Source organism: Streptomyces sp. CS113, from assembly GCF_002188365.1.
In the GTDB taxonomy this organism is placed as follows: domain Bacteria; phylum Actinomycetota; class Actinomycetes; order Streptomycetales; family Streptomycetaceae; genus Streptomyces; species Streptomyces tendae.
Map to the genome: position 1 here is coordinate 2,799,500 of NZ_KZ195574.1, position 24,301 is coordinate 2,823,800.

Genomic DNA, 24,301 nt, shown 5'->3' on the forward strand with positions numbered 1-24,301 from the left:
CCCACTTCGCCCAGGAGGCTCCACCCGTGACCCCCCGCCCCTCGTCCAGCGGCCCCGAACCGAGGAAGACGACCGGGAAGAAGACGGCCGGGAAGAAGACGGCCAAGGCCGCCGACAAGCCCGTCGCGAAGAAGCCCGTCTCGAAGAAGGCCGCCGCGAAGAAGGCCGTCTCGAAGAAGGCCGCCGCCCAGAAAGCCGTCGCGCAGAAGGGCGCCGCGCAGAAGGCCGTCGCGCAGAAGGGCGTAGCCAAGAAGAAGGGCACGCCGAAGACCGCCCCGGAGAGGACCGCGACGCAGCAGGCCGCGCCCCGGGAGGCCGCCGCCCCGCCCCGGGCCGAGGTCGCCGTCTCCCCCGCGCTGGACGCCGGTGACCGGGAGCGGCTGCTCGCCGGCACGCACCACGATCCGCACGCGGTGCTCGGCGCCCACCGGGTGCCCGGCGGGGTCGCGTTCCGCGCGTTCCGGCCGTACGCCCTGGCGGTGACCGTGCTGTCCGGGACGCTGCGGGTCGAGCTGCACGACGACGGTGACGGGTTCTTCTCCGGTCTCGTGCCGCTGGGCGAGGTACCGCTGCACCGGCTCCTCGTGGCCTACGAGGGGACGGAACAGGAGGTCGAGGACCCCTACCGCTTCCTGCCCACCCTGGGCGAGCTGGACCTGCACCTGCTCGGCGAGGGGCGGCACGAGCAGCTGTGGCGGGCGCTGGGCGCGCACCCGGCGACGCACGACGGGGTGGCGGGCACCCGGTTCGCGGTGTGGGCGCCGAACGCGCGCGGGGTCCGGGTGGCCGGCGGCTTCAACTTCTGGGACGGCACCGGGCACCCGATGCGCTCGCTCGGCTCGACGGGGGTGTGGGAGCTGTTCCTGCCTGGTGTCGGCGCGGGCGAGCTGTACAAGTTCGAGATCACCCGGCCCGACGGCTCCCGCACCTTCCGCGCCGACCCGCTGGCCCGCCGTACGGAGGTGCCTCCCGCCACGTCGTCCGTCGTGCACGCCTCGGACTACACGTGGGGCGACCAGGAGTGGCTGGCCCACCGCGCGGACGCGCCCGCGCACGAGGCTCCGATGTCCGTGTACGAGGTCCACCTGCCCTCCTGGCGCCCCGGCCTGACCTACCGCGAGCTGGCGGAGCAGCTCCCGGCCTACGTCGCCGACCTGGGCTTCACCCACGTCGAGCTGATGCCGGTCGCCGAGCACCCCTTCGGCGGTTCCTGGGGCTACCAGGTCACCGGCTTCTACGCGCCCACGGCCCGGCTCGGCGACCCCGACGACTTCAAGTACCTGATCGACCGGCTGCACCGGGCCGGGATCGGCGTGCTGATGGACTGGGTGCCCGCGCACTTCCCGCGCGACGACTGGGCGCTGGCCGAGTTCGACGGGCGCCCGCTGTACGAGCACTCCGACCCGCTGCGCGCGGCGCATCCGGACTGGGGGACGCTGGAGTTCGACTTCGGGCGCCGGGAGGTGCGCAACTTCCTGGTCGCCAACGCCGTGTACTGGTGCGAGGAGTTCCACATCGACGGCCTGCGCGTGGACGCGGTCGCCTCGATGCTCTACCTGGACTACTCGCGCGAGCCGGGCCAGTGGACGCCGAACGAGCACGGCGGCCGGGAGAACCTGGACGCGGTGGCGTTCATCCAGGAGATGAACGCGACGCTGTACCGGCGGGTGCCCGGCGTCGTGACGGTGGCGGAGGAGTCGACGGCCTGGGACGGGGTCACGCGGGCCACGCACCACAAGGGGCCGAGCGGCTTCGGCGGGCTGGGGTTCGGGCTGAAGTGGAACATGGGGTGGATGCACGACTCGCTGGAGTACATGAGCCGCGAGCCGGTGCACCGCGCCCACCACCACGGCGAGCTGACCTTCTCCATGGTGTACGCGTACAGCGAGAACTACGTGCTGCCGATATCCCACGACGAGGTGGTGCACGGCAAGAAGTCGCTGGTGTCGAAGATGCCCGGCGACTGGTGGCAGCAGCGTGCCAACGAGCGGGCGTACCTGGGCTACATGTGGGCCCACCCCGGCAAGCAACTCCTCTTCATGGGCCAGGAGTTCGCGCAGGGCGCGGAGTGGTCGGAGGCGCACGGCCCCGACTGGTGGCTGCTGGACCCGGAGTACGGCGCGGCGGCGGACCACCGGGGCGTGCGCGACCTGGTGCGGGACCTGAACACCGTCTACCGGGGCACGCCCGCGCTGTGGCGGCGCGACACCCACCCGTCCGGGTTCGCCTGGGTGGTCGGGGACGCCGCCGACGACGACGTGCTGGCGTTCCTGCGCCTGGACGCCGACGGCACCCCGCTGCTCGCGGTGTCGAACTTCGCCCCGGTGGTCCGCTCCGGCTACCGCCTCGGCGTCCCCGACGACGTCCCGGCCTGGCACGAGGTGCTCAACACCGACGCGGCCCGCTATGGCGGCGGCGACGTGGTCAACCCGGATCCGGTCAAACCGGAGCCCCAGGGGTGGCACGGCCGCCCGGCGAGCATCCGGCTGACCCTGCCGCCCCTGGCGACGGTGTGGCTGCGCCCGGCCTGACCGGGCGGCCCGTCGGTCAGTCCGCGCCCACCAGCCCCTTCGGCAGCGGCTCGCTGTGCAGGACGCCGAGGTGCTGGGTGGCGCGGGTGAGGGCGACGTACAGGTCGCTGGTGCCGTAGCGGCCCGGTTCGACGACCAGGACGGAGTCGAACTCCAGGCCCTTGGACTGCCGCGGGTCGAGCAGGACGACGCGGTGGGTGAGGTCCGGCTCGGCGCCCGCGGTCACGCCGTCGAGCCGCGGCGCGAGCACCCGGTGCAGCTCGCGCGGGGCGATGACGGCGAGGCGGCCCTCGTCGGGGGTCAGCTCCCGGGCCGCCTCGGCCACGGCGGCCGGGAGGTCGCCGGTCGCGCGGACCCAGGGGCGTACGCCGGTGGAGCGCACCGAACTCGGCGGCGTGAACTCCGGGTCCTCGGCGCGGACCACGACCGCCGCGAGGTCCATGATCTCGGCCGGGGTGCGGTAGTTGACGCCCAGGCGGGTGTGCTCCCAGCGGTCCTCGACGTAGGGGGCGAGGATCTTCGACCAGGAGCCGACGCCGGCCGCCTCCGCGGTCTGCGCCGGGTCGCCGACCAGGGTCATCGAGCGGGTGGGGCAGCGCCGCATCAGCAGCCGCCAGGCCATCGGGGACAGCTCCTGCGCCTCGTCCACGATGATGTGCCCGAACGCCCAGGTGCGGTCGGCCGCGGCGCGTTCGGCGGCGCTGCGGTGGTCGTCCTCCTCCTGGCGTTCGGCGAAGCGCTCGGCGTCGATGATGTCGTGCGCGGACAGGACCTCGGCGTCCTCCTCGTCCTTGTCCTCGAACTCGTAGGTGCGGGACGCGTACGACACGTCGAGCACGCCCTGCGCGTACGCGATCTGCTCCTCGCGCTCGCGTTCCGCGCGGGTCCGGGCGATCCGGTCGTCCACGCCGAGCAGTTCGGCCGCCTCGTCCAGCAGGGGCACGTCGGCGACGGTCCAGCGCCGGGTGACCGGGCGGCGGACGGCGGCGGCGTCCTCGGCGGGCAGGAAGGACTCGGGGGCGGCGAGGAAGTCGGCGACCAGGCGGTGCGGGGTGAGCCGGGGCCACAGCTGGTCGATGGCGGACCAGACCTCGGGGTTGTCGGCGAGTTCGTCGCGGATCTGGGTGATGTCGCTCGGGTCGAGGAGGTTGGAGCCGTCGTAGGGGTCGGTGCCGATGCGCTCGGCGACCATGTCGGTGAGGGTGTTGAGGATGTGGCCCTCGAAGTGCTCGCGGGACGCGTTGTGCGGGAGCTTCGCGGCGCGGGTGCGCTCGCGGGCGACGTTCACCAGGTCGTCGTCCAGCATGAGGATCTCGCGGTCGTGCTCGATCGCGATGACCGGGTCGGGCAGCGCCTGCCGGTCGCGGACCACCTCGGCGAGCACGTCGGCCATGCCGGCCCGGCCCTTCACGGCCGCCGCCTCGGGGGTGTCGGCGGCGGTGGCCTTCACCCCGGGGAACAGCTCGCCGACGGTGGCGAGGAGCACGCCGGTCTCGCCCAGCGAGGGCAGCACCTCGCCGATGTAGCCGAGGAAGGCCGGGTTGGGGCCGACGATGAGGACGGCGCGCTTGGCGAGCAGTTCGCGGTGCTCGTAGAGGAGGTAGGCGGCGCGGTGCAGGGCGACGGCGGTCTTGCCGGTGCCGGGGCCGCCCTCGACGACCAGGACGCCGCGGTGCGGGGCGCGGATGATGCGGTCCTGGTCGGCCTGGATGGTCTGCACGATGTCGCCCATGCGGCCGGTGCGCGCCGAGTTCAGCGCGGCGAGCAGCACGGCGTCGCCGGACGGGTCCTCGTGGCCGGTGCGGGTCTCGTCGCCGAGGTCGAGGATCTCGTCGTGCAGCGCGGTGACCGTGCGGCCCTCGCTGGTGATGTGCCGGCGGCGGCGCAGCCCCATCGGGGTGTGGCCGGTGGCCAGGTAGAAGGGGCGGGCGACACCGGCCCGCCAGTCGATGAGGACGGGGGTGCGTTCGGCGTCGTCGGCGCGCAGGCCGATGCGGCCGATGTGGTGGCCCTGCCCGGAGGTGAGGTCGATCCGGCCGAAGCAGAGGGAGCCGTCCACCGCGTTGAGCGCGGCGAGCAGCCCGGAGCGCTCGGCGACCAGGATGTCCCGCTCCAGGCGCGCCTGCTGCGGGGTGTTGCCCTGCGCGAGCGCGTCGGTCACGGAGTCCTCGGCGTCGCCGCGCAGCGCGTCCACGCGCGCGTACAGTCCGTCGATGAATTCCTGCTCGTGCAGCAATTCATTGTCCGGAAATTCGGTGTTTGACAATTCCACTCCCGGCCGCATATACTGTGCCTACTGAACTTCTTCGCGACCTCTTTTTCCTGAAGTCACGAATCAACGAATATACGCAGAGAAATCCCCCGAGCGCAATTGCTCGGGGGATTTTTTCCGTCTCGGCCGGTCCGTGTGCCCGTCCGGGTGCCGGGCCGGTCAGACCACGTCGGCCAGCTCCTCCAGGAGCCGCCGCTTGGGCCGGGAGCCCACCATCGACTTCACCGGCTCACCGTCGCGGAACACGATGAACGTCGGCATCGACAGCACCTTGTACGCGTTCGTGGTCGCCGGGTTCCGGTCGACGTTCAGCTGCACCACCCGCAGCCGGTCGCCCTCCTCCTCGGCCAGGGCGCCGAGCACCGGCGCCATCTGCCGGCACGGCGGGCACCAGTCGGCGGTGAACTCCACCAGCACGGGCAGGTCGGAACCGATCACCTCCGCCGCGAAATCCGCGTCCGTCACCTCGGGCACCCCACTGGAACTCATCCGTGTCCTCCCAGTTCGCACTTGGGCTCCGGACCCCCCGGAGCCGCCGCCTCGGCCCGCGCCAGCTGCGCGGCGACCTGCGCGCGCACCGACGTGAGCTGCTCGATCAGCGTGTCCAGCTCGGCCAGCTTGTGCCGGTAGACCACCAGGGACGCCGGGCAGGAGTCGCCCTCGGGGTGCCCGGCGCGCAGGCACTCCACGAAGGGGCGGGTCTCCTCCAGGTCGAACCCGAAGTCCTGGAGCGTCCTGATCTGCCGCAGCAGTCTCAGGTCGTCCTCGTCGTAGGTCCGGTAGCCGTTGCCGCCCCGCCGTGCGGGCAGCAGGCCCCGTGCCTCGTAGTACCGCAGCGTCCGCGTGGTGGTCCCGGCCCGTGCGGCCAGCTCGCCGATTCGCATACCGACGAACGTAAGCCTTGACGCGGACGTCAAGGCAAGAAGCCCCGCGCCGGGGGGAGGGCGCGGGGCTTCTTCGGGGGACCGGGCGGCTGAGCAACGGGGGGAGCACCTCAGCCGCCCGGCGTGTGCGGGAGCACCCCGAGCCGGTGGGCGTCAGGCCCGCGCCAGCTCCTTCTCGCCGCCCTGCTCGGGCAGGTCCGGGGTGTCGTCGCCGTCCGTGTCGGCGGCGCCGTGGCCGTCGTCCAGGAGCGTCTTCTCGTCGAACGGGGCCCGGCCGGCGAGCACCTCGTTCACCCGGTCCTTGTCGATCTCCTTGGTCCAGGTACCGATGAGGACGGTGGCGACGGCGTTGCCCCCGAAGTTGGTCAGCGCGCGGGCCTCGCTCATGAAGCGGTCGATGCCGACGATCAGGCCGATGCCGTCCACCAGGGCGGGCTTGTGCGACTGGAGGCCGCCGGCCAGCGTGGCGAGACCTGCGCCGGAGACACCGGCGGCGCCCTTGGAGGCCACCAGCAGGAAGAGCAGCAGCGGGATCTGCTCGCCGATCGACATCGGCGTACCCATGGCGTCCGAGATGAACAGCGAGGCCATGGTCATGTAGATCATGGTGCCGTCGAGGTTGAACGAGTAGCCGGTCGGGACGGTGATGCCGACCACCGGCTTGCTGACGCCCAGGTGCTCCATCTTCGCGATGAGGCGCGGCAGCGCCGACTCGGAGGAGGAGGTGGACAGGATCAGCAGGAACTCGCGGCCCAGGTACTTGAAGAGCGAGAAGACGTTGATCCCGGCCACGACGCGCAGCACCGTGCCGAGCACCAGGAAGAGGAAGAGGACGCAGGTCACGTAGAAGCCGAGCATCAGCACGGCCAGGCTCTTGAGGGCGTCGACGCCGGCCGAGCCGGTGACGGCGGCGATGGCGCCGAAGGCACCGATCGGGGCGGCCCACATGATCATGGCCAGGACGCGGAAGACCAGCCGCTGGATGTGCTCGATGCCGCGCAGGACGGGCTGCCCGGCGGAGCCCATGGCCTGGAGCGCGAAGCCGCAGAGCAGGGCGATGAGCAGGGTCTGGAGCACCTCGCCCGCGGTGAACGCCGAGACGATGGTGGTCGGGATGATGCCCATCAGGAAGTCGACGGTGCCCTTGGCCTCCGCGTCGACCTGTGCCTGGCCGGTCTCCTTGACGGCGTCGGTGACCGCGAGGCCCGTGCCCGGGTCCAGGATGTTGCCGACGATCAGACCGATGGCGAGCGCCACCAGCGACATCACCAGGAAGTAGCCCAGGGCGATACCGCCGACCGCGCCGACCTTGGCGGCCTTGCGGACCGAGCCGATGCCCAGCACGATCGTGCAGAAGATGATCGGCGAGATCATCATCTTGATCAGGTTCACGAAGCCGGTGCCGAGCGGCTTCAGCTCGGTGGCGAAGTCCGGCGCGATCAGACCGACGGCGATACCGAGGGCGACCGCGATGATCACGGCGATGTAGAGATAGTGCGTGCGGTCGCGCTTGGCTTTGGGTGCGGCAGGTGCCGTAGCGGCTTTGCTGGTCACGGCGGCCCTCCTTGACGACGTCGTCGGCATCACCGGCGTGCGGCTCACGTCCGGGGGTGTGTAGCGGGGACGGGGTGACTATCTCCCGGTGTGTGAGCGCGGTCACCCTTGCGTTCATTTAGTTCACAATCCAGCCAGGAGAGAGACTGGCGGCATGCACCTCCGCGTCCCGAGACCCCGCAGCCTGGCGGGGCAGCTCTTCGCCATGCAGGCCGTACTCATAGCGGTCGTCGTGGTCGGGTACGCGCTGTTCAGCTACATCAGCGACCGGGGGCAGGCGGAGGAGGCGGCCGGGCGCCAGGCCAGGGCGGTGTCGCTGGCGATCGCCGACTCGCCGTCCGTGGCGGAGGCGATCCGCACCCCGGACCCGACGGCGCGCCTCCAGCCCTACGCGGTGCGGGTGATGCGGGACACGGACGTGGACTTCGTGACGATCATGGATTTCGGGGGCATCCGCTGGACCCACCCCGACCCGAGGCAAATCGGCCATCCCTTCCAGGGCCACATCGAGCGTGCGCAGCGGGGCCAGACCTTCACCGAGACCTACACGGGCACGCTCGGCCCCTCGGTCCGGGCGGTCACCCCGATCACGGACGACGGCCGCATCGTCGGTCTCGTCTCCGCCGGGATCAAGGTCGAGGAGATCAGCAAGCGGGCCCAGGAGCAGCTCACGGCGCTGTCGGGGGTGGCGGCCGGGGCGCTGCTGCTCGGTGCGGTCGGCACGTACGTGATCAACGCGCGGCTGCGCCGGCACACGCACGGCATGAACGCGGACGAGCTGAGCCGGATGCACGACTACCATCAGGCGGCGCTGCACGCGGTGCGGGAGGGGCTGCTGATGCTGGACGGGCAGTACCGTGTCGCGCTGATCAACGACGGCGGACGGGAGCTGCTGGGCGTGCGCTCTGACGTGGTCGGCGCCTCGGTGGCGGACCTGGGGCTGCCCTCGCAGCTGACGGGGGCGCTGCTGGCCTCGGAGCCGCGGGTGGACGAGGTGCACCTGGCGGCGGAGCGGGTGCTGGTGGTGAACACCTCGCCGGTCTCCGGTGGTGAGCGCCGTGGCACGGTGGTGACGCTGCGGGACGTGACGGAGTTGCAGTCGCTGACGGGCGAGCTGAACTCGGAGCGCGGATTCACGCAGGCGCTGCGCTCGCAGGCGCACGAGGCGGCGAACCGGCTGCACACGGTCGTCTCGCTGATCGAGCTGGGGCGGGCGGAGGAGGCCGTGGAGTTCGCGACGGCGGAGCTGGAGCTGGCGCAGGCCCTCACCGACCAGGTGGTGGCGGCGGTGAGCGAGCCGGTGCTCGCGGCGCTGCTGCTGGGCAAGACGGCGCAGGCCAACGAGCGGGGAGTGGAGCTGGTGGTGTCGCAGGACAGCCGACTGGACGACGGACTGCTGCCGCCGTCGCTGCCCGCCCGGGACCTGGTGACGATCCTGGGCAACCTGGTGGACAACGCGGTGGACGCGGCGCAGGGGGCGGTGCCGTCGCGGGTGACGGTGGCGGCGTACACGGAGGATTCCGGCGCCGGCGGCTCAGAGTTGGTACTGCGCGTGTCGGACACCGGAGCCGGGGTCGATCCGGCCCACGCCGACCTGGTCTTCCAGCGGGGCTACTCGACCAAGCCGGCCGGCGAGGGCGGCCGCGGCCTGGGTCTCGCCCTGGTCCGGCAGGCGGTACGGCGGCACGACGGCACCCTGACCGTCACGGAGGCGGAGGGCGGCGGCGCCCGCTTCGAGGCCCGGCTGCCACTGGGCGATGCCGGGGGCGGCGGAGCGGCCCCGGCGGCGGTGACGGGCAGCAGACCGGGGACCGGGGGTGCGGAGTGAGCACCCCCGACGCGCACCCCATCCGCGTCCTGGTCGTCGAGGACGACCCGGTCGCCGCCGACGCGCACGTGATGTACGTCGGCCGGGTCCCGGGGTTCGTCGCGGTCGGCAAGGCGCACACCGGTGCGGAGGCCCGCCGCATGCTGGACCGCACGCCGGTGGACCTGCTCCTGCTCGACCTGCACCTCCCGGACGTGCACGGACTCCAGCTCGCCCGGTCACTGCGCGCGGCGGGACACCACACGGACGTGATAGCGGTGACGTCGGCACGGGACCTGACGATGGTGCGCGAGGGGGTGTCGCTGGGCGTCGTCCAGTACGTCCTGAAGCCCTTCACCTTCGCCACCCTGCGCGACCGCCTGGTCCGCTACGCGGAGTTCCGCGGCACCGCTGGGGAGGCCAGCGGCCAGGACGAGGTGGACCGCGCCCTGGCCACCCTCCGCGCCCCCGGCCCCGCGGCCCTGCCCAAGGGCCTGAGCGGCCCGACCCTGGAACGCGTGACGGGCGCCCTGCGCGGCTCGTCCGAGGGCCTCACGGCGGCCGGGGTCGCCGAGGCGGTGGGCATCTCCCGCATCACGGCCCGGCGTTACCTGGAGCACCTGGTCGACGCGGGCCGGGCGGGCCGGAGCCCGCAGTACGGGCAGGTGGGGCGGCCGGAGTTGGTGTACCGGTGGGTGCGGGGGCGGTGAGCCGCGCCGCCCGGGGGTCCGTTCAGGCCGCTTTCGCGTACCAGAGGATCTGTGCGGCGAGCCCCGCCAGGACAAGCGCCTCCAGGACCGAGAGCCCGATGAGCAGTCCACCGGCGTCCCCGTTCGACCAGAAGACGACCAGCGCCGCCAACGGCACCGCGCAGAACGCCGTCAGGTCGATGACGGTCTGGACCGCCTTGCGGGACCGGCGCCGCGAGTCCCTCCGGTGGTACGCCTCCCACCCGAAGGTCGTGAAACCGCCGCCGCTTCCCGCGAGCTCGGCCAGCCGGGGGCCCAGATCGTCCCGGACGTAGAGCCCGATCGCCGTGATCTTCTCGTCGTTGACGAGGTACGTCCACCCGAGCACGACGCACACCGGCGGCAACGCCAGCAGCATCGAGGGCTGCTTCGCCTGCGCCGTGGCGGCGATGACGGCGGCCACGACGGCCAGTGTCACGTAGAGGAGGTTGTCCCGGAAACCGATCCTCGCCTTCTGCTCACCCTTCACACTCTCGTACTCGGCGAGCAGCAACTGACCTACGGTGACGTCCTGTTCGGGCACGCTGTTCCCTTCTCTCAGGTGATGGCAGACGACTATGCCCGACACCCCACGTACCGCCCAGCCCCGTCCCGAGGCACCACCGCCCACACACGCCGCTCAGCGACACGCACACCCCGTCTCCCGGCGTGAAACGGCAGGCGCAGGCGCCGAGTTCACTCACTCCGAAGCCCGGCTCGCCAAGTACCGGACGCACATGGGCTGGTGGCAGAGCCACACACTCAGTCCCGAGGACTCGCGCGACCCCATCCATTCCTTCGCGCCCGACAGCTCCGACCCCCGAGGCAACGCCTACATCGCCGTCGCCGGGCAGGAGGGCCGCTACCTCACCGACACCGGCGGAGCCCTCCGCGCCCTCATCCGCGAGATCAAGGCCGGCAAGGCCGATCACCTCCTCCAGGGGTAATCCCGCGCACACTCATTGACCTGACTAGACCATTCCTCTTACGTTCGCCACGCAGCCGTCCAGGCCACAGTGTCGTGTGCCCGTAGGAGGTCATGCCCGTGCGTCCCACCGTCCGGTTCACCGCCCTGTTCACCCTCACCGCGCTCGCCTCCACCTCGCTCGCCGCCTGCTCAAGCGGCTCCGGCAGTGATCCGGACACGGTGAAGGTCTCCTTCAAGCAGTCGACGGACAACTCCATCAAGGTGATGGACACCTACCTCGGCGACATCAAGAAGCAGTTCGAGAAGGCCAACCCGGGGAAGAAGGTCGAGCTGGTGCCGATCAAGGCGCCGGACTCGGAGTACTACACCAAGCTCCAGCAGATGCTCCGCTCCCCCAAGACCGCGCCGGACCTGGTCTACGAGGACACCTTCCTCATCAACTCCGACATCACCAGCGGGTACCTGAAGCCGCTCGACGACTACCTGGCCGAGTGGAAGGACTGGGACCAGTTCATCGACACCGCGAAGGCGGCGGCCAAGGGCGAGGACGGCAAGACGTACGGCGTGCCGGACGGGACGGACACCCGGGGCCTGTGGTTCAGCAAGGACGTGTTCGCCAAGGCCGGGCTGCCCGCCGACTGGCAGCCGAAGACCTGGGACGAGGTCCTCGACGCCGCCCGCACCATCAAGGAGAAGGTGCCGGGCGTCACGCCGATCAACGTCTACACGGGCAAGCCCGCCGGCGAGATGGCCACCATGCAGGGCTTCGAGATGCTGCTGTACGGCACGGGGGACGGCGGCGGCGACCCGCTGTACGACAAGGGCGGCAAGAAGTGGATCACGGCGGGGCAGGGGTTCAAGGACTCCCTCTCCTTCGTCGAGACCGTGTACAAGGAGAAGCTCGGCCCCGAGGTCTCCGACGCGCTCGACCCCAACTTCTCCACCAAGATCCGCGGTGAGCTGCTGCCGCAGGGCAAGCTCGGGATCGCGCTCGACGGCTCCTGGCTGCCGCAGGACTGGCTGGAGGGCAGCGGGCACGAGTGGCCCGAGTGGTCGAAGGAGCTGGGCCTCGCCGCCATGCCCACGCAGAACGGGCAGGCTCCCGGCCGGGTCAGCATGTCCGGCGGGTGGACCTGGTCCATCCCGGACAAGGCCGGCAACCCCGACCTGGCCTTCGAGTTCATCAAGACGATGCAGACCAAGGCCAACGCCCAGAAGTGGTACGTCGCCAACTCCGGCATCGCGGTCCGTGAGGACGTCGCGAAGGATCCCGCCTACGTCGACGCCCAGCCCGGCATCAAGTTCTTCACCGACCTCGTCGCCGACACCCACTACCGGCCCGCCTACCCGGCGTACCCGAAGGTGTCCGTCGCCATCCAGGAGGCGATGGAGGGTGTGACGACCGGTGACAAGTCGGTCGAGGAGGCGGCGCGCGGCTACGACGAGGCGCTCAAGGAGGCGACCGGCAACCAGGTGGTGAGCAAGTGACGGCCACCGCGCCGGAGCACGCCGGACCCAAGGTGCGGAAGGCGCCCGCGCCTCCGGCCTCCGGCACCCGGTCCGGCAGCGTTCGCCGCTCCCTCTTCCGCGCCCTGCCCGTCTCCCCCGCCGTCGTCCTGCTGGTGCTCTTCCTCGCCGGCCCGATCGTCTACTGCGTCGTCATCGCCTTCACCGACCTCCAGCTCACCGGGCAGGCCCAGGAGTCCTTCGTCGGGTTCGACAACTTCACCCGCGCCTTCCAGGACGAGGCGTTCCTCAACGCCGTATGGCTGACCCTGGTGTTCACCGTGCTGTCCTCGCTGATCGGGCAGAACACGCTGGGGCTCGCCCTGGCCTCGCTGATGCAGCGGGCGTCGAAGCCGGTCCGCACGCTCACCGGTGGCATCGTTGTCACGGCCTGGGTGCTGCCGGAGGTGGTGGCGGGCTTCCTGCTCTACGCCTTCTTCCGGCGCGAGGGCACCCTGAACGCCATCCTGGACTGGCTCCACCTGCCCTCCCAGAACTGGCTGTTCACGCTGCCGATCCTGGCGGTGTCCTTCGCCAACGTGTGGCGGGGCACGGCCTTCTCGATGCTGGTGTACTCGGCCGCGCTGAACGAGATCCCCAAGGAGGTCACCGAGGCCGCCGAGGTCGACGGCGCGAGCGGCTGGCGCCGGATGTGGCACATCACGCTGCCGATGATCCGGCGTTCCATCGGCACCAACCTCATGCTCAACACGCTCCAGACCCTGTCGGTCTTCGGGCTGATCTGGGTGATGACGCGGGGCGGGCCGAGCGGCAAGAGCCAGACGCTGCCGCTGTTCATGTACGAGCAGGCCTTCCAGAACAGCCTGATCGGGTACGGCACGGCGGTGGCGCTGCTGCTGTTGCTGATCGGCTCGCTGTTCTCGGTCGTGTACCTGCGCCTGCTGCGGACGGAGGTCTGAGATGACGGACACCCTCGCGCCTCGCCCGGCTTCTCCAACGTCCCGGGCCGCCCGCCGTACGACCCCCGCCGCGCGGCGCGACCGGCGCCGCGCCGCCGCCGACGCCGGGCTGCTGGTGGTGGCCGCGGCCTTCGTGCTGCCGCTGGCCTGGGTGGTGCTGTCCGCCCTGGACCCGCACGCGAGCCTGCGGGTGAAGGTGCCCGACGGGGTCACGCTGGACAATTTCGACGCGATCCTCACCCCGGAGATCACCTTCACCCCGCTGCTCAACAGCCTGATCCTGTGCGGCGGGGCGACGCTGCTGACGGTGGTGTGCGCGGCGCTCGCGGCGTATCCGCTCTCCCGCTTCCGGTCGCGGCTGAACCGGCCGTTCCTGCTGACCATCCTGTTCGCGACCAGCCTCCCCATCACCGCGATCATGGTGCCGGTCTACGCCCTGTTCGTACGGGTCAACATGATCGACACCATGCAGGGGACGATCTTCTTCTTCGCCGCCTCGCAGCTGCCCTTCGCGATCTGGCTGATGAAGAACTTCATGGACGGGGTGCCGAAGGAGCTGGAGGAGGCGGCGTGGACGGACGGGGCGTCGTCGTTCCAGTCGCTGCTGCGGATCGTGCTGCCGCTGATGGGGCCCGGGGTGGCCGTGGTGACCGTGTTCTCGTTCGTGATGATGTGGGGGAACTTCTTCGTCCCCTTCATGCTGCTGCTCTCCCCGGACCAGATGCCCGCCTCGGTCAGCATCAACGACTTCTTCGGCAACCGGGGCATGGTGGCGTACGGACAGCTGGCGGCGTTCTCGATCGTCTACTCGACGCCGGTCGTGCTGCTGTACGTGCTGATCTCCCGGCGGCTGGGCGGCGGCTTCGCGCTGGGCGGGGCGGTGAAGGGGTAGAGGCGGGGGCAGGGGCAGGGAGTAGGGGGTAGGGGATGGGGGCGCACCCGGGATCACGCGCTCCCGTACGTTCCTACAATCCGTATCGCTGGCCGAACAGCCCGTAGTCAGCGCCGCCCGGGACCCCTACGGTGTGGCGCGTGCGCCGACCCTCACCCGGCCCGAGCCAGTCGGGCCCCCCGTTCAACGCCCTCGCCGCCCGTCGGCTGCGTGCCGCCCTCAACATGGGGCCCGAGCACGTCGCCCACGGCATACGGGTCTCGTACGGGCTGCCGTACGTCACCCCCGACCTCGTCGTCGCCTGGGAGCGGGGGGCTGCCGCTCCCGAGGGCGCGGAGCTGACCGCGCTCGCCGGGGTGCTGTGGTGCTCGCCCGGTGAGCTGATCGGGCGGCCGCAGTCCCTGCGCGAGCACCGCGTCGCCCGCGGCCTGGCACCCGAGGACGTGGCCCGTGCGGTCGGGCTCGGTCTCCCCGCGTACCTGCGGATGGAGGAGGCGGACGACTGGCGCGGCACCGACCGCCAGTCGGCCCAGCTCGCCGACGTGCTCGGCCTCACGCTGCCCGACTTCGTGACCGTCACGGGGCGTGAGGAGAAGCTGGCCGACCTGCTGACGAGTGCGGTGACCACGCGCTGGCAGGGCTGTGTGCGCCCGATCGCCAAGCTGGCGCCGCTGGACCGGCGCGTGCTGGAGAACGTCCTCCAGGTGCTGCACCAGGACTACCAGGGGCGGATGACCGCCACCCTCAGCTGGGGCGGCGGCGCGGCCGACTCCAGCGCCGCGGGCCGGGACTTCCTCGACCGGATCGTGGACCACTTCTGGTCGGCGGTCGAGAAGCACCCGTAGAGCGGGTCAGACGTCCAGAAGTGCGGGTCCGGTGTCTAGAAGACCGACTCCGCCTCGTCCATCCGGTCCTTCGGGACCGTCTTCAGCTCGGTGACCGCCTCGGCCAGCGGCACCATCACGACGTCGGTGCCGCGCAGCGCCGTCATCCGGCCGAAGTCGCCCCGGTGCGCGGCCTCCACCGCGTGCCAGCCGAAGCGGGTGGCGAGGACGCGGTCGTACGCGGTGGGCACGCCGCCGCGCTGGACGTGGCCGAGGATGACCGGCTTGGCCTCCTTGCCGAGCCTGCGCTCCAGTTCGAAGGCGAGCGCGGTGCCGATGCCCTGGAAGCGCTCGTGGCCGAACTTGTCGATGGCGCCCTTGCCGTAGTCCATGGAGCCCTCGGCGGGGTGGGCGCCCTCGGCGACGCAGACGACGGCGAACTTCTTGCCGCGGGCGAAGCGCTCCTCGACCATCTTGACCAGGTCGGCGGGGTCGAAGGGGCGCTCGGGCAGGCAGATGCCGTGGGCGCCGGCGGCCATGCCGGACTCCAGGGCGATCCAGCCGGCGTGCCGGCCCATGACCTCGACGACCATCACGCGCTGGTGGGACTCGGCGGTGGTCTTGAGGCGGTCCATCGCCTCCGTGGCCACGCCGACGGCGGTGTCGAAGCCGAAGGTGCGGTCGGTGGAGGAGATGTCGTTGTCGATGGTCTTCGGCACGCCGACCACCGGCAGGCCCGCGTCGGACAGCATCCGGGCCGCGGTGAGCGTGCCCTCGCCGCCGATCGGGATCAGGGCGTCGATGCCGAAGTTCTGGATCATGTCCGAGGCGTTCTCGCAGGCCTCGCGGAGCCGGTCGCGCTCCAGGCGGGAGGAGCCGAGGATGGTGCCGCCGCGGGCCAGGATGCCGCTGACCGCGTTGAGGTCGAGGGTGCGGTAACGGCCGTCCAGCAGCCCGGCGTAGCCGTCCTCGAAGCCGATGACCTCGTCGCCGTAGTTGTCGACCGCTCGGTGCACGACCGACCGGATCACTGCGTTCAGGCCGGGGCAGTCGCCGCCTGCGGTGAGAACTCCGATACGCATCGTGCTGTGTCTCCTGCTCGCTGTTGACACCGGTGAGCCGATCCAATTGTTCCACGGCCCGGGCGGCGGCGGACGCTGACGGGCGCCCTAACCGTCGCCGGAGGTACTGTCAAGAGGGTTCCGCCCACCCTCCGCCCGCCCCTCAGCTCACCCCCTCAGCCCGACGAAACGCACACCCCTACGAAACGGAGAGCACGCGTGACGCGCAGCGTGTACGTGACCGGTATCGACCGCGGCGACGGCCGCCAGGTCGTCGAACTGGGGGTCATGGAACTCCTGACCCGGCAGGTCGACCGGGTCGGCGTCTTCCGTCCCCTGGTGCACGACGGGCCCGACCGGCTCTTCGAGCTGCTGCGCTCCCGCTACCGGCTCTCGCAGGACCCGGCGACGGTCTACGGCATGGACTACCAGGAGGCCTCCCTCCTCCAGGCCGAGCAGGGCGTGGACGAGCTGGTGTCCGCGCTGGTCGACCGGTTCCACCTGGTCGCGCGGGACTACGACGTCGTGCTGGTGCTCGGCACCGACTACGCCGACACCCAGTTCCCGGACGAGCTGTCGCTGAACGCGCGGCTCGCCAACGAGTTCGGCGCCTCGGTGCTTCCCGTGGTCGGGGGCCGCAAGCAGAGTGCCGAGTCGGTGCTGGCCGAGACCCACAACGCCTTCCGCGCCTACGACGGCCTGGGCTGCGACGTGCTGGCCATGGTGACCAACCGGGTGGCGCGCGAGGACCGGGACGAGATCGCCGAGCGGCTCGCGCACCGGCTGCCGGTGCCGTGCTGGGTGGTGCCGGACGAGCCCGCCCTGTCCGCGCCGACGGTCTCGCAGATCGCGCACGCCCTGGGTGCCGAGGTGGTCCTGGGCGACGACTCCGGGCTCGCCCGCGACGCGCTGGACTTCGTCTTCGGCGGGGCGATGCTGCCCAACCTGCTGGCCGCGCTGACCCCGGGCTGCCTGGTGATCACCCCCGGCGACCGTGCCGACCTGGTGATCGGCACGCTGGCCGCGCACAGCGCCGGCACCCCGCCGATAGCCGGCGTGCTGCTGACCCTGAACGAGGTGCCGGGCGAGGGCATCCTCACCCTCGCCGCCCGGCTGGCCCCGGGCACCCCGGTGCTCTCGGTCACCGGCAACAGCTTCCCCACCGCCGAGCGGCTGTTCTCCCTGGAGGGCAAGCTGGGCGCGGCCACCCCGCGCAAGGCGGAGACCGCCCTCGGCCTCTTCGAGCGGTACGTCGACACCGCCGAGCTGAACCGGCGGGTCTCGGCACCCAGCAGCGACCGCGTCACGCCGATGATGTTCGAGCACAAGCTGCTGGAGCAGGCCCGCTCCGACCTGCGCCGGGTCGTCCTGCCGGAGGGCACCGAGGAGCGGGTGCTGCACGCGGCGGAGGTGCTGCTGCGCCGGGGCGTGTGCGAGCTGACGCTGCTCGGCCCGGTCGAGCAGATCCGCAAGAAGGCCGCGGACCTCGGCATCGACCTGGCCGGGGCCGAGCTGATCGACCCGGCCGCCAGCGAGCTGCGCGACTCCTTCGCCGAGAAGTACGCGGCCCTGCGCGCCCACAAGGGCGTGACCGTGGAGCTGGCGTACGACGTGGTCTCCGACGTGAACTACTTCGGCACGCTGATGGTGCAGGAAGGCTTCGCCGACGGCATGGTGTCGGGGTCCGTGCACTCGACGGCGGCGACCATCCGCCCGGCCTTCGAGATCATCAAGACCAAGCCGGACGCCGCCATCGTCTCCTCCGTCTTCTTCATGTGCCTGGCCGACAAGGTGCTGGTGTACGGCGACTGCGCGGTCAATCCGGACCCGGACGCGGCGCAGCTCGCCGACATCGCCGCCCAGTCGGCGTCGACGGCGGCGCAGTTCGGGGTGGAGCCGCGGATCGCGATGCTGTCGTACTCGACCGGCACGTCCGGTTCGGGCGCGGACGTCGACAAGGTGCGCGAGGCCACCGAGCTGGTCCGCTCGCGCCGCCCCGACCTGCGCATCGAGGGGCCGATCCAGTACGACGCGGCGGTGGAGCCGTCGGTGGCCGCGACCAAGCTGCCCGGCTCGGCGGTCGCCGGTCAGGCAAGCGTGCTGATCTTCCCCGACCTGAACACCGGCAACAACACGTACAAGGCGGTGCAGCGCTCGGCCGGTGCCATCGCGGTCGGCCCGGTGCTCCAGGGGCTGCGCAAGCCGGTCAACGACCTGTCCCGGGGCGCGCTCGTGCAGGACATCGTCAACACCGTCGCCATCACGGCGATCCAGGCCCAGCAGTCCCCGACCGAGAAGGCGTCCGCCCAGTGAGCTCCACGCGTGTCCTCGTCCTCAACTCCGGCTCCTCGTCGGTGAAGTACCAGCTGATCGACATGCGCGACGGAGAGCGGCTGGCGGCCGGGCTGGTCGAGCGGATCGGCGAGCGGACGTCGCGGCTGCGGCACACCCTCGTGGCCGCCGGCGACACCCGGGAGCAGGAGGGCCCGATCGCCGACCACGAGGCTGCCCTGAAGGCGGTCGCCGCCGAGCTGGGCCGGGACGGCCTGGGCCTGGACTCCCCGGAGCTGGCCGCGATCGGGCACCGGGTGGTGCACGGCGGCGAGTTCTTCAGCGAGCCCACCCTCGTCGACGAGAACGTGCTCACGGAGATCGAACGGCTGATCCCGGTCGCGCCGCTGCACAACCCGGCCAACCTCACCGGCATCCGCACCGCGCAGGCGCTCCGTCCCGACCTGCCCCAGGTGGCGGTCTTCGACACCGCGTTCCACACGACGATGCCGGAGTCCGCGGCGCGCTACGCGATCGACCCGAAGATCGCCGACCGGTACCGCATCCGCCGCTACGGCTTCCACGGCACCTCGCACGCGTACGTCTCCCGGGAGACCGCGCGGCTGCTCGGCCGGGCACCCGAGGACGTGAACGTGATCGTGCTGCACCTGGGCAACGGGGCGTCCGCCTCGGCGGTGCGGGGCGGACGGTGTGTGGACACCTCCATGGGGCTGACGCCTTTGGAGGGGCTCGTGATGGGTACGCGCTCGGGAGACATGGACCCGGCCGTCATCTTCCATTTGATGCGTGTTGGCGGAATGTCCGCCGACGAGATCGACACTCTCCTCAACAAGAGGAGCGGCCTGTTCGGTCTGTGCGGTGACAACGACATGCGGGAGATCCGCCGCCGGGTGGACGAGGGCGACGAGCAGGCGGGGCTGGCCTTCGACATCTACATCCACCGGCTGAAGAAGTACATCGGCGCCTATTACGCCGTTCTCGGACGGGTGGACGCGGTGGCGTTCACGGCCGGGGTCGGGGAGAACTCGGCGCCGGTGCGGGAAGCGGCCGTGGCGGGCCTGGAGGGGCTCGGCCTGGCCGTCGACGGCGAGCTGAACGGCGTACGCGGCGACGAGGCCCGGCTGATCTCGCCCGCGGGGGCGCGGGTGGCGGTGGCGGTGGTACCGACGGACGAGGAAATGGAGATCGCGACACAGACCTACGCGCTGGTAAATGAATCGGGGAATCCGAATCTCACCTGAGCGGCATCCCGCCCTTTTGTATTTTCCGCCAGACGGAATATTCCGCGCCGAAACAAACCGATAGGATGGCACCCATGCGCCGTTCGAAAATCGTCTGTACTCTCGGCCCCGCGGTCGACTCCCACGAGCAGCTCGTCACGCTGATCGAAGCCGGCATGAACGTGGCCCGCTTCAACTTCAGCCACGGCACCCACGCCGAGCACCAGGGGCGGTACGACCGGGTCCGGGCCGCCGCCAAGGAGACCGGCCGCGCCATCGGTGTCCTCGCCGACCTCCAGGGCCCGAAGATCCGCCTGGAGACCTTCTCGGAGGGTCCCGTCGAGCTGGTGCGCGGTGACGAGTTCACCATCACCGCCGAGGACGTCCCGGGCGACCGGACGATCTGCGGCACGACCTACAAGGGCCTGCCCGGTGACGTCACCAAGGGCGACCAGGTGCTCATCAACGACGGCAACGTCGAGCTGAAGGTCACCGAGGTCGACGGTCCGCAGGTGAAGACGATCGTCATCGAGGGCGGTGTCATCTCCGACCACAAGGGCATCAACCTGCCCGGCGCGGCGGTCAACGTCCCCGCGCTGAGCGAGAAGGACGTCGAGGACCTCCGGTTCGCGCTGCGCATGGGCTGCGACCTGGTCGCCCTCTCCTTCGTCCGGGACGCCAAGGACGTCGCCGACGTGCACCGCGTCATGGACGAGGAGGGCCGCCGGGTCCCGGTGATCGCCAAGGTGGAGAAGCCCCAGGCGGTCGACAACATGGAGGACGTCGTGATGGCGTTCGACGGCGTGATGGTCGCTCGTGGCGACCTGGCCGTCGAGTACCCGCTCGAGAAGGTCCCCATGGTGCAGAAGCGCCTGATCGAGCTGTGCCGGCGCAACGCCAAGCCGGTGATCGTGGCGACCCAGATGATGGAGTCGATGATCACCAACTCCCGGCCGACCCGCGCCGAGGCCTCCGACGTGGCCAACGCGATCCTGGACGGCGCCGACGCGGTCATGCTGTCCGCCGAGTCGAGCGTGGGCGCCTACCCGATCGAGACCGTCAAGACGATGTCGAAGATCGTCACGGCTGCCGAGCAGGAGCTGCTCTCCAAGGGCCTCCAGCCGCTGGTGCCGGGCAAGAAGCCGCGTACGCAGGGCGGTTCGGTGGCCCGTGCGGCCGCCGAGATCGCCGACTTCCTGGGCGGCAAGGGCCTGGTCGCCTTCACCCAGTCCGGCGACACCGCCCGCCGGCTCTCCCGCTATCGCGCGGCCCAGCCGATCCTCGCCTTCACCACCGACGAGTCCACCCGCAACCAGCTGGCGCTCAGCTGGGGAGTGGAGCCGCACGTGGTGCCGTTCGTGAACACCACGGACGAGATGGTGGACCTGGTGGACCAGGAGACGGCCCGCCTCGGCCGGTTCAGCGACGGCGACACCGTCGTGATCACCGCCGGTTCGCCCCCCGGCGTGTCCGGCACCACCAACATGGTGCGGGTCCTCCACCTGGGCGAGACGCGGCGCGGCTGACCGCCCCGCACCCGGCGGCCGTACGGCGTCGAGGGCGCCCCCTGCGACAGGGGGCGCCCTCGTGCGTTCTCCGGCTCCGAGCGAGGGAGCGCGCGGGCCCGCTCAGTCGGTCGTGTACTGGTGCAGCCCCGGGATGTGGAGCGTGCCGCCGAACTGGCCGGCCTGCACGACCGTCACCTTGGTGAAGTAGATCAGCGGGATGTCCAGCGGCGGCGGGTGCTCCGGGTCGAAGGTGATCGGGATCAGCCCCAGCAGGTTGCCGGAGATGCTCTCGGTGTACATCACCGTCTCGCCGTCGCGGATCGTGGACGTGGAGCCCTCGGCCGCCTGCACGTGGTACGTCTTGCCGGCCTGCTCGTCCTTCACCGTCTGGTGCAGGTCGCCGATGTCGGTGCCGTTGGAGATGACGTACTTCAGCACCTTCTTGGTGGTGCCGTTGGCCGTCCTCACCTCGACGACGCCCTTGTAGGAGGCGCCCTTCAGCAGCAGCGAGCTGGCGTTGAGGTACCACGGGTCGTCGGGCAGCGGCAGCGGGTTGTCGACGCCGCCCTCCGCGTCGGTGGCGACCGGGCAGTCGTCGGCGTCCTTGGCGGCCTCGTCGGCGCTCTCGGAGGCGCTGGGGCTGGGCGTGGCGGTGGCGTCCTTCTCGGCCTTCGCCGCGTCCTCCTTCGCCTTCTGAGCCGCCTCCTTGGCCGCCTCGGCCGCCTTGTCCACCGTCTCCTTGGTGTCCTCGGCCGCCTTCGACGCCGTGTCGGTCGCGCCCTCGACGGTGTCCTTCGCGGTGTCGGTGACCGTGTCGGTCGTGTCCTTCAGCGCGTCGGACGCGTCGCCCGCGCTCTCGGACGCCGACGGGGTCGGCGTGGGGCTCGGGCTCTCCTCGGCCTTCTTGCCGCCGGTGAAGATGCCCTCGATGGCGTCGCCGAGGCCGTCCAGCAGCCCGCCCTTGTCCTCCGACTCGGAGGGCGAGGGCTCCGCGGCGCTCTGACCGGACGCCTCCTGGCTCTGCGACGCGGAGGGGCTCGGGGCGGGGGCGTCCTGCTCGTCCTTGGCGCCCTTGTCGTCGGAACCTGAATCCGACGAAGAGGAGTCGCCCTGGTCCGAGCCGGTGTCCTCGCCCGCGTCCGCGCCGGTGTCCCCGGTGGAGGCCGAGGGGTCGGGCTCCTTCGCGTCGTCCTTGCCGTCCTCGGCCCCGTCACTCGCCGAGGGCGAGGGGGTGGGCGACTCGGACGGGTCCTTCTCGGCGTCCTCCAGGGCCGCCACGCAGTCCTTGTACTCGTCGGCCGTCAGGCTGTTGGAGGGCGGCGCCGCGTCGTTGCCGTCGGCGAGGGCGAGCGTCGGCGTGAACCCCATCCCCATGAGGACGGCCGTGGGCATCGCCGCGATGGCGATCGCCTTGCCGGCCGGCATGTGGAACCTGGTGAACAACGGCTTCTTGGGTGCCGCGTGGCGCGGCCCGGTTCTCACACGGGACGACTCCACGTCAGTCCCGCGGGTCACCTCGTCAGCCGGCACTGTGCCTCCCGTTCGCCCCGTTGGCCGGGCTCGTTCCTGACAGATCGTGCGCCCCCGGTGCCGTGAAGGCCTGGGAGGGTTCCCCGTCGTCCAGCCCGCCCCGCGGTCCCGGCACCGCGGGGCCGGACGCCTGGGTCCCGGGCTCCGGGAAGCCGGGGAACGCGGTGCCGTCGGCCGCGGTACCGGGGACCGCGCCCTCGGGCGCGCCGTCCGTGCCCTTGCCCTCCAGCGGCGGCTCGGCCCGCGGCGGCTCGCCCGGCACCCACGACACGGCCATGGCCCCGCCGACCATCGCGAACAGGAAGCCGATGAGGAATCCGCCGAGGTTGGACACGGGGAGGGACACCAGCGCCAGCAGGATCGCCGCGACGCCCGCGAAGACCCGGACGTGCTTCTGGAACCACAGGCTGATGCCCAGGACGATCAGCAGCACGCCGATGATCAGGGACCCGGCGCCCGCGGTGGTGGACATCGCCAGCGTCAGGTGGCCGATCTGGAGGTTCGCGTACGGGAAGTAGGCGATGGGGAGTCCGCCGAGCGCGACGAACAGTCCGGCCCAGAACGGCCGCGCGCCTCGCCAGGCACGGAACTGCAGCCTCCGGCGGGTGAACTGGCCGGCTGCGGCAGGAGTCTCGGCGCTCATGGAAAACAGCTCCCTGGTACGGCTTTGCTGTGGTGGAGATGCGGGCCGCGTGTGAAGGCGCGGCCGGAGAGTGGACGGGCGGGGGCGCCACCGGCTCCCCCGCCCGTCAGCGAGTGCTTAGTAGCACTCCTTGACACCCTTGGACAGCGACATCTTCAGACCGCTGAGCTTGAAGGTTCCGGCGGTGGTCGCCCACGCCGTCTGCTTCACACCGGTCAGCGTGGCCGAGTCGGCCTGCTGCGAGAACCCGAAGGGGTTGGTGGTGTCGCCCTTCTTGATGCCGGGACCCTTGTTGGCGTCCTTGGCGGCCACACCGATGTCGATGCCGCGGAACGTGGCATCGGCCTCGAGGTCCTCGACGTCGATGTACAGGTTCTCCGCCTTGACCGGGGTGTCGCCACCGCCGGCCTTCAGCATGAGGCTGACCGAACCGATCAGCGGGATGTCCGGGGTGACCACGGACTGGCACATGTTCTTGATCTGCGCGGACTTGAACGCCGAGACCGCGACGGGGTGAGCCGTCTTCTCGCCCTTCAGCGTGTAGCCCGAGTCGATCGCGCCGTACTGCATAAAGCCGGTGCCGTCGAGGCGGTCCGCCGTCACCTTGAACGACTGACCCGACACGCTGAACGACGCGGCAAGAGCGCCCTGCGCGAGCGCGACGCCTATCGCAGCCGTGGCGGCGACGCTGGGCACCATCACCACAGCGAACCGCTTCCATCTGGTCCCGCCACGCACCTGGGACTCCATATTTCCTCCTTCTCGGACGTACATCTCCTGGCCTCGGCCGACCGCCGGTTCGGCGGTCCGGTCTGGCAGGGATGGGAGAAGTGCTACGTCCTCGGGAAGGAGAGCGCCCGCACTCGGCGGCACGTACAACGCGCCCGAATAACCGGCGATCACCCCCGAGCGACAACCACTGGTCGCGCCTGACACGCATCACGCACAACCCTGCTGGACAGGCTTCGCCGGATGAGCGAAGACCCCCCTGCCCAAGGGCCGGCATCACTGCCGCCGACCCTGCTCGGTGGGGACCCAGGAACCCCCGCCACCCGACCGGCTGTCGGGGTACGGGAATGGACCGAGCGTCGCCGATCGTGGTGCATTCTCGCCGTCGACACAAGGGGGTTCGTTACTGGCTAGTAGCGGGCGGGCGACTGCGGGACGACGCACCGGGCCCGAACGGCGACGCTGGGTGTGC

20 protein-coding genes are annotated in these 24,301 nt (G+C 71.1%); 11 read left to right on the forward strand and 9 right to left on the reverse strand.

All coding sequences use genetic code 11. The features are described from left to right. Nucleotides 1-26 precede the first annotated feature (26 nt). A complete protein-coding gene (glgB, locus tag B9W62_RS11940) occupies nucleotides 27-2,531 on the forward strand; it encodes a 1,4-alpha-glucan branching enzyme (protein WP_179235442.1) in 2,505 nt (834 codons plus the stop codon). A 16-nt stretch (nucleotides 2,532-2,547) separates the two neighbouring features. On the opposite strand, the gene B9W62_RS11945 is transcribed toward glgB, so the two are convergent. From B9W62_RS11945 to B9W62_RS11960, 4 genes are all read right to left on the reverse strand, one after another. Beyond that, nucleotides 2,548-4,815 (reverse strand): HelD family protein, encoded by a 2,268-nt coding sequence (locus B9W62_RS11945; RefSeq protein WP_087807162.1) that lies wholly within the window; start codon nucleotides 4,813-4,815, stop codon nucleotides 2,548-2,550. 147 nt (nucleotides 4,816-4,962) lie between these two features. After that, on the reverse strand, nucleotides 4,963-5,277 hold the full coding sequence (locus B9W62_RS11950; RefSeq protein ID WP_087807163.1) for a thioredoxin: 315 nt from the start codon (nucleotides 5,275-5,277) through the stop codon (nucleotides 4,963-4,965). A gap of 11 nt (nucleotides 5,278-5,288) precedes the next feature. Next, on the reverse strand, nucleotides 5,289-5,687 hold the full coding sequence (locus B9W62_RS11955; RefSeq protein WP_087807164.1) for a MerR family transcriptional regulator: 399 nt from the start codon (nucleotides 5,685-5,687) through the stop codon (nucleotides 5,289-5,291). Between the two features lie 153 nt (nucleotides 5,688-5,840). Next, nucleotides 5,841-7,241 carry a cation:dicarboxylate symporter family transporter gene (locus tag B9W62_RS11960; RefSeq protein WP_087807165.1) on the reverse strand — a complete coding sequence of 467 codons (1,401 nt, stop codon included), beginning with the start codon at nucleotides 7,239-7,241 and terminating at the stop codon, nucleotides 5,841-5,843. Nucleotides 7,242-7,395: 154 nt separating this feature from the next. Between B9W62_RS11960 and B9W62_RS11965 the strand changes: the two genes are divergently transcribed. Both B9W62_RS11965 and B9W62_RS11970 read left to right on the forward strand, forming a co-directional pair. After that, nucleotides 7,396-9,069: a sensor histidine kinase gene (locus tag B9W62_RS11965; protein ID WP_087807166.1), complete on the forward strand. Its 1,674-nt coding sequence runs from the start codon at nucleotides 7,396-7,398 to the stop codon at nucleotides 9,067-9,069. Next, nucleotides 9,066-9,758: a response regulator gene (locus tag B9W62_RS11970; protein WP_087807167.1), complete on the forward strand. Its 693-nt coding sequence runs from the start codon at nucleotides 9,066-9,068 to the stop codon at nucleotides 9,756-9,758. Before B9W62_RS11965 ends, B9W62_RS11970 begins: the two co-directional genes overlap by 4 nt. A 22-nt stretch (nucleotides 9,759-9,780) precedes the next feature. Here the strand turns inward: B9W62_RS11970 and B9W62_RS11975 are convergent, their stop codons facing one another. After that, on the reverse strand, nucleotides 9,781-10,320 hold the full coding sequence (locus tag B9W62_RS11975; RefSeq protein ID WP_087807168.1) for a hypothetical protein: 540 nt from the start codon (nucleotides 10,318-10,320) through the stop codon (nucleotides 9,781-9,783). A gap of 193 nt (nucleotides 10,321-10,513) precedes the next feature. Here B9W62_RS11975 and B9W62_RS39580 point away from each other — a divergent pair, with 193 nt between their 5' ends. From B9W62_RS39580 to B9W62_RS12000, 5 genes are all read left to right on the forward strand, one after another. Continuing rightward, the gene (locus B9W62_RS39580; RefSeq protein ID WP_107424199.1) at nucleotides 10,514-10,723 is read left to right on the forward strand and encodes a hypothetical protein; all 210 of its coding nucleotides are present in this window, start codon (nucleotides 10,514-10,516) and stop codon (nucleotides 10,721-10,723) included. A 92-nt stretch (nucleotides 10,724-10,815) separates the two neighbouring features. Then, nucleotides 10,816-12,192: an extracellular solute-binding protein gene (locus tag B9W62_RS11985; protein WP_179235443.1), complete on the forward strand. Its 1,377-nt coding sequence runs from the start codon at nucleotides 10,816-10,818 to the stop codon at nucleotides 12,190-12,192. Beyond that, nucleotides 12,189-13,130 carry a carbohydrate ABC transporter permease gene (locus B9W62_RS11990; protein WP_087807169.1) on the forward strand — a complete coding sequence of 314 codons (942 nt, stop codon included), beginning with the start codon at nucleotides 12,189-12,191 and terminating at the stop codon, nucleotides 13,128-13,130. The genes B9W62_RS11985 and B9W62_RS11990 overlap by 4 nt, the downstream gene beginning before the upstream one ends. A 1-nt stretch (nucleotide 13,131) precedes the next feature. Continuing rightward, complete coding sequence (locus B9W62_RS11995) at nucleotides 13,132-14,022, forward strand: carbohydrate ABC transporter permease (protein ID WP_087807170.1); 891 nt, start codon at nucleotides 13,132-13,134, stop codon at nucleotides 14,020-14,022. 131 nt (nucleotides 14,023-14,153) lie between these two features. Then, the gene (locus tag B9W62_RS12000; RefSeq protein WP_087807171.1) at nucleotides 14,154-14,867 is read left to right on the forward strand and encodes a helix-turn-helix domain-containing protein; all 714 of its coding nucleotides are present in this window, start codon (nucleotides 14,154-14,156) and stop codon (nucleotides 14,865-14,867) included. Between the two features lie 35 nt (nucleotides 14,868-14,902). Here B9W62_RS12000 and B9W62_RS12005 read toward each other — a convergent pair whose 3' ends face one another. Next, nucleotides 14,903-15,928 (reverse strand): ATP-dependent 6-phosphofructokinase, encoded by a 1,026-nt coding sequence (locus B9W62_RS12005; protein ID WP_052840620.1) that lies wholly within the window; start codon nucleotides 15,926-15,928, stop codon nucleotides 14,903-14,905. 198 nt (nucleotides 15,929-16,126) lie between these two features. Here B9W62_RS12005 and pta point away from each other — a divergent pair, with 198 nt between their 5' ends. From pta to pyk, 3 genes are all read left to right on the forward strand, one after another. Then, nucleotides 16,127-18,220, forward strand: coding sequence for a phosphate acetyltransferase (gene pta, locus B9W62_RS12010; RefSeq protein WP_087807172.1), 2,094 nt, complete (start codon nucleotides 16,127-16,129; stop codon nucleotides 18,218-18,220). Next, complete coding sequence (locus B9W62_RS12015; protein ID WP_087807173.1) at nucleotides 18,217-19,440, forward strand: acetate kinase; 1,224 nt, start codon at nucleotides 18,217-18,219, stop codon at nucleotides 19,438-19,440. The genes pta and B9W62_RS12015 overlap by 4 nt, the downstream gene beginning before the upstream one ends. A 74-nt stretch (nucleotides 19,441-19,514) precedes the next feature. After that, on the forward strand, nucleotides 19,515-20,945 hold the full coding sequence (gene pyk / locus B9W62_RS12020; protein WP_087807174.1) for a pyruvate kinase: 1,431 nt from the start codon (nucleotides 19,515-19,517) through the stop codon (nucleotides 20,943-20,945). Nucleotides 20,946-21,047: 102 nt separating this feature from the next. Here pyk and B9W62_RS12025 read toward each other — a convergent pair whose 3' ends face one another. The 3 genes from B9W62_RS12025 to B9W62_RS12035 form a co-directional block, all read right to left on the reverse strand. Continuing rightward, entirely contained in the window at nucleotides 21,048-22,457 is a 1,410-nt protein-coding gene (locus B9W62_RS12025; RefSeq protein WP_179235444.1) for a hypothetical protein, read from the reverse strand. Continuing rightward, nucleotides 22,447-23,100 carry a DUF6114 domain-containing protein gene (locus B9W62_RS12030; RefSeq protein WP_087807175.1) on the reverse strand — a complete coding sequence of 218 codons (654 nt, stop codon included), beginning with the start codon at nucleotides 23,098-23,100 and terminating at the stop codon, nucleotides 22,447-22,449. Before B9W62_RS12030 ends, B9W62_RS12025 begins: the two co-directional genes overlap by 11 nt. 117 nt (nucleotides 23,101-23,217) lie before the next feature. Beyond that, nucleotides 23,218-23,850: a DUF6230 family protein gene (locus tag B9W62_RS12035; protein ID WP_087807176.1), complete on the reverse strand. Its 633-nt coding sequence runs from the start codon at nucleotides 23,848-23,850 to the stop codon at nucleotides 23,218-23,220. Nucleotides 23,851-24,301 lie beyond the last annotated feature (451 nt).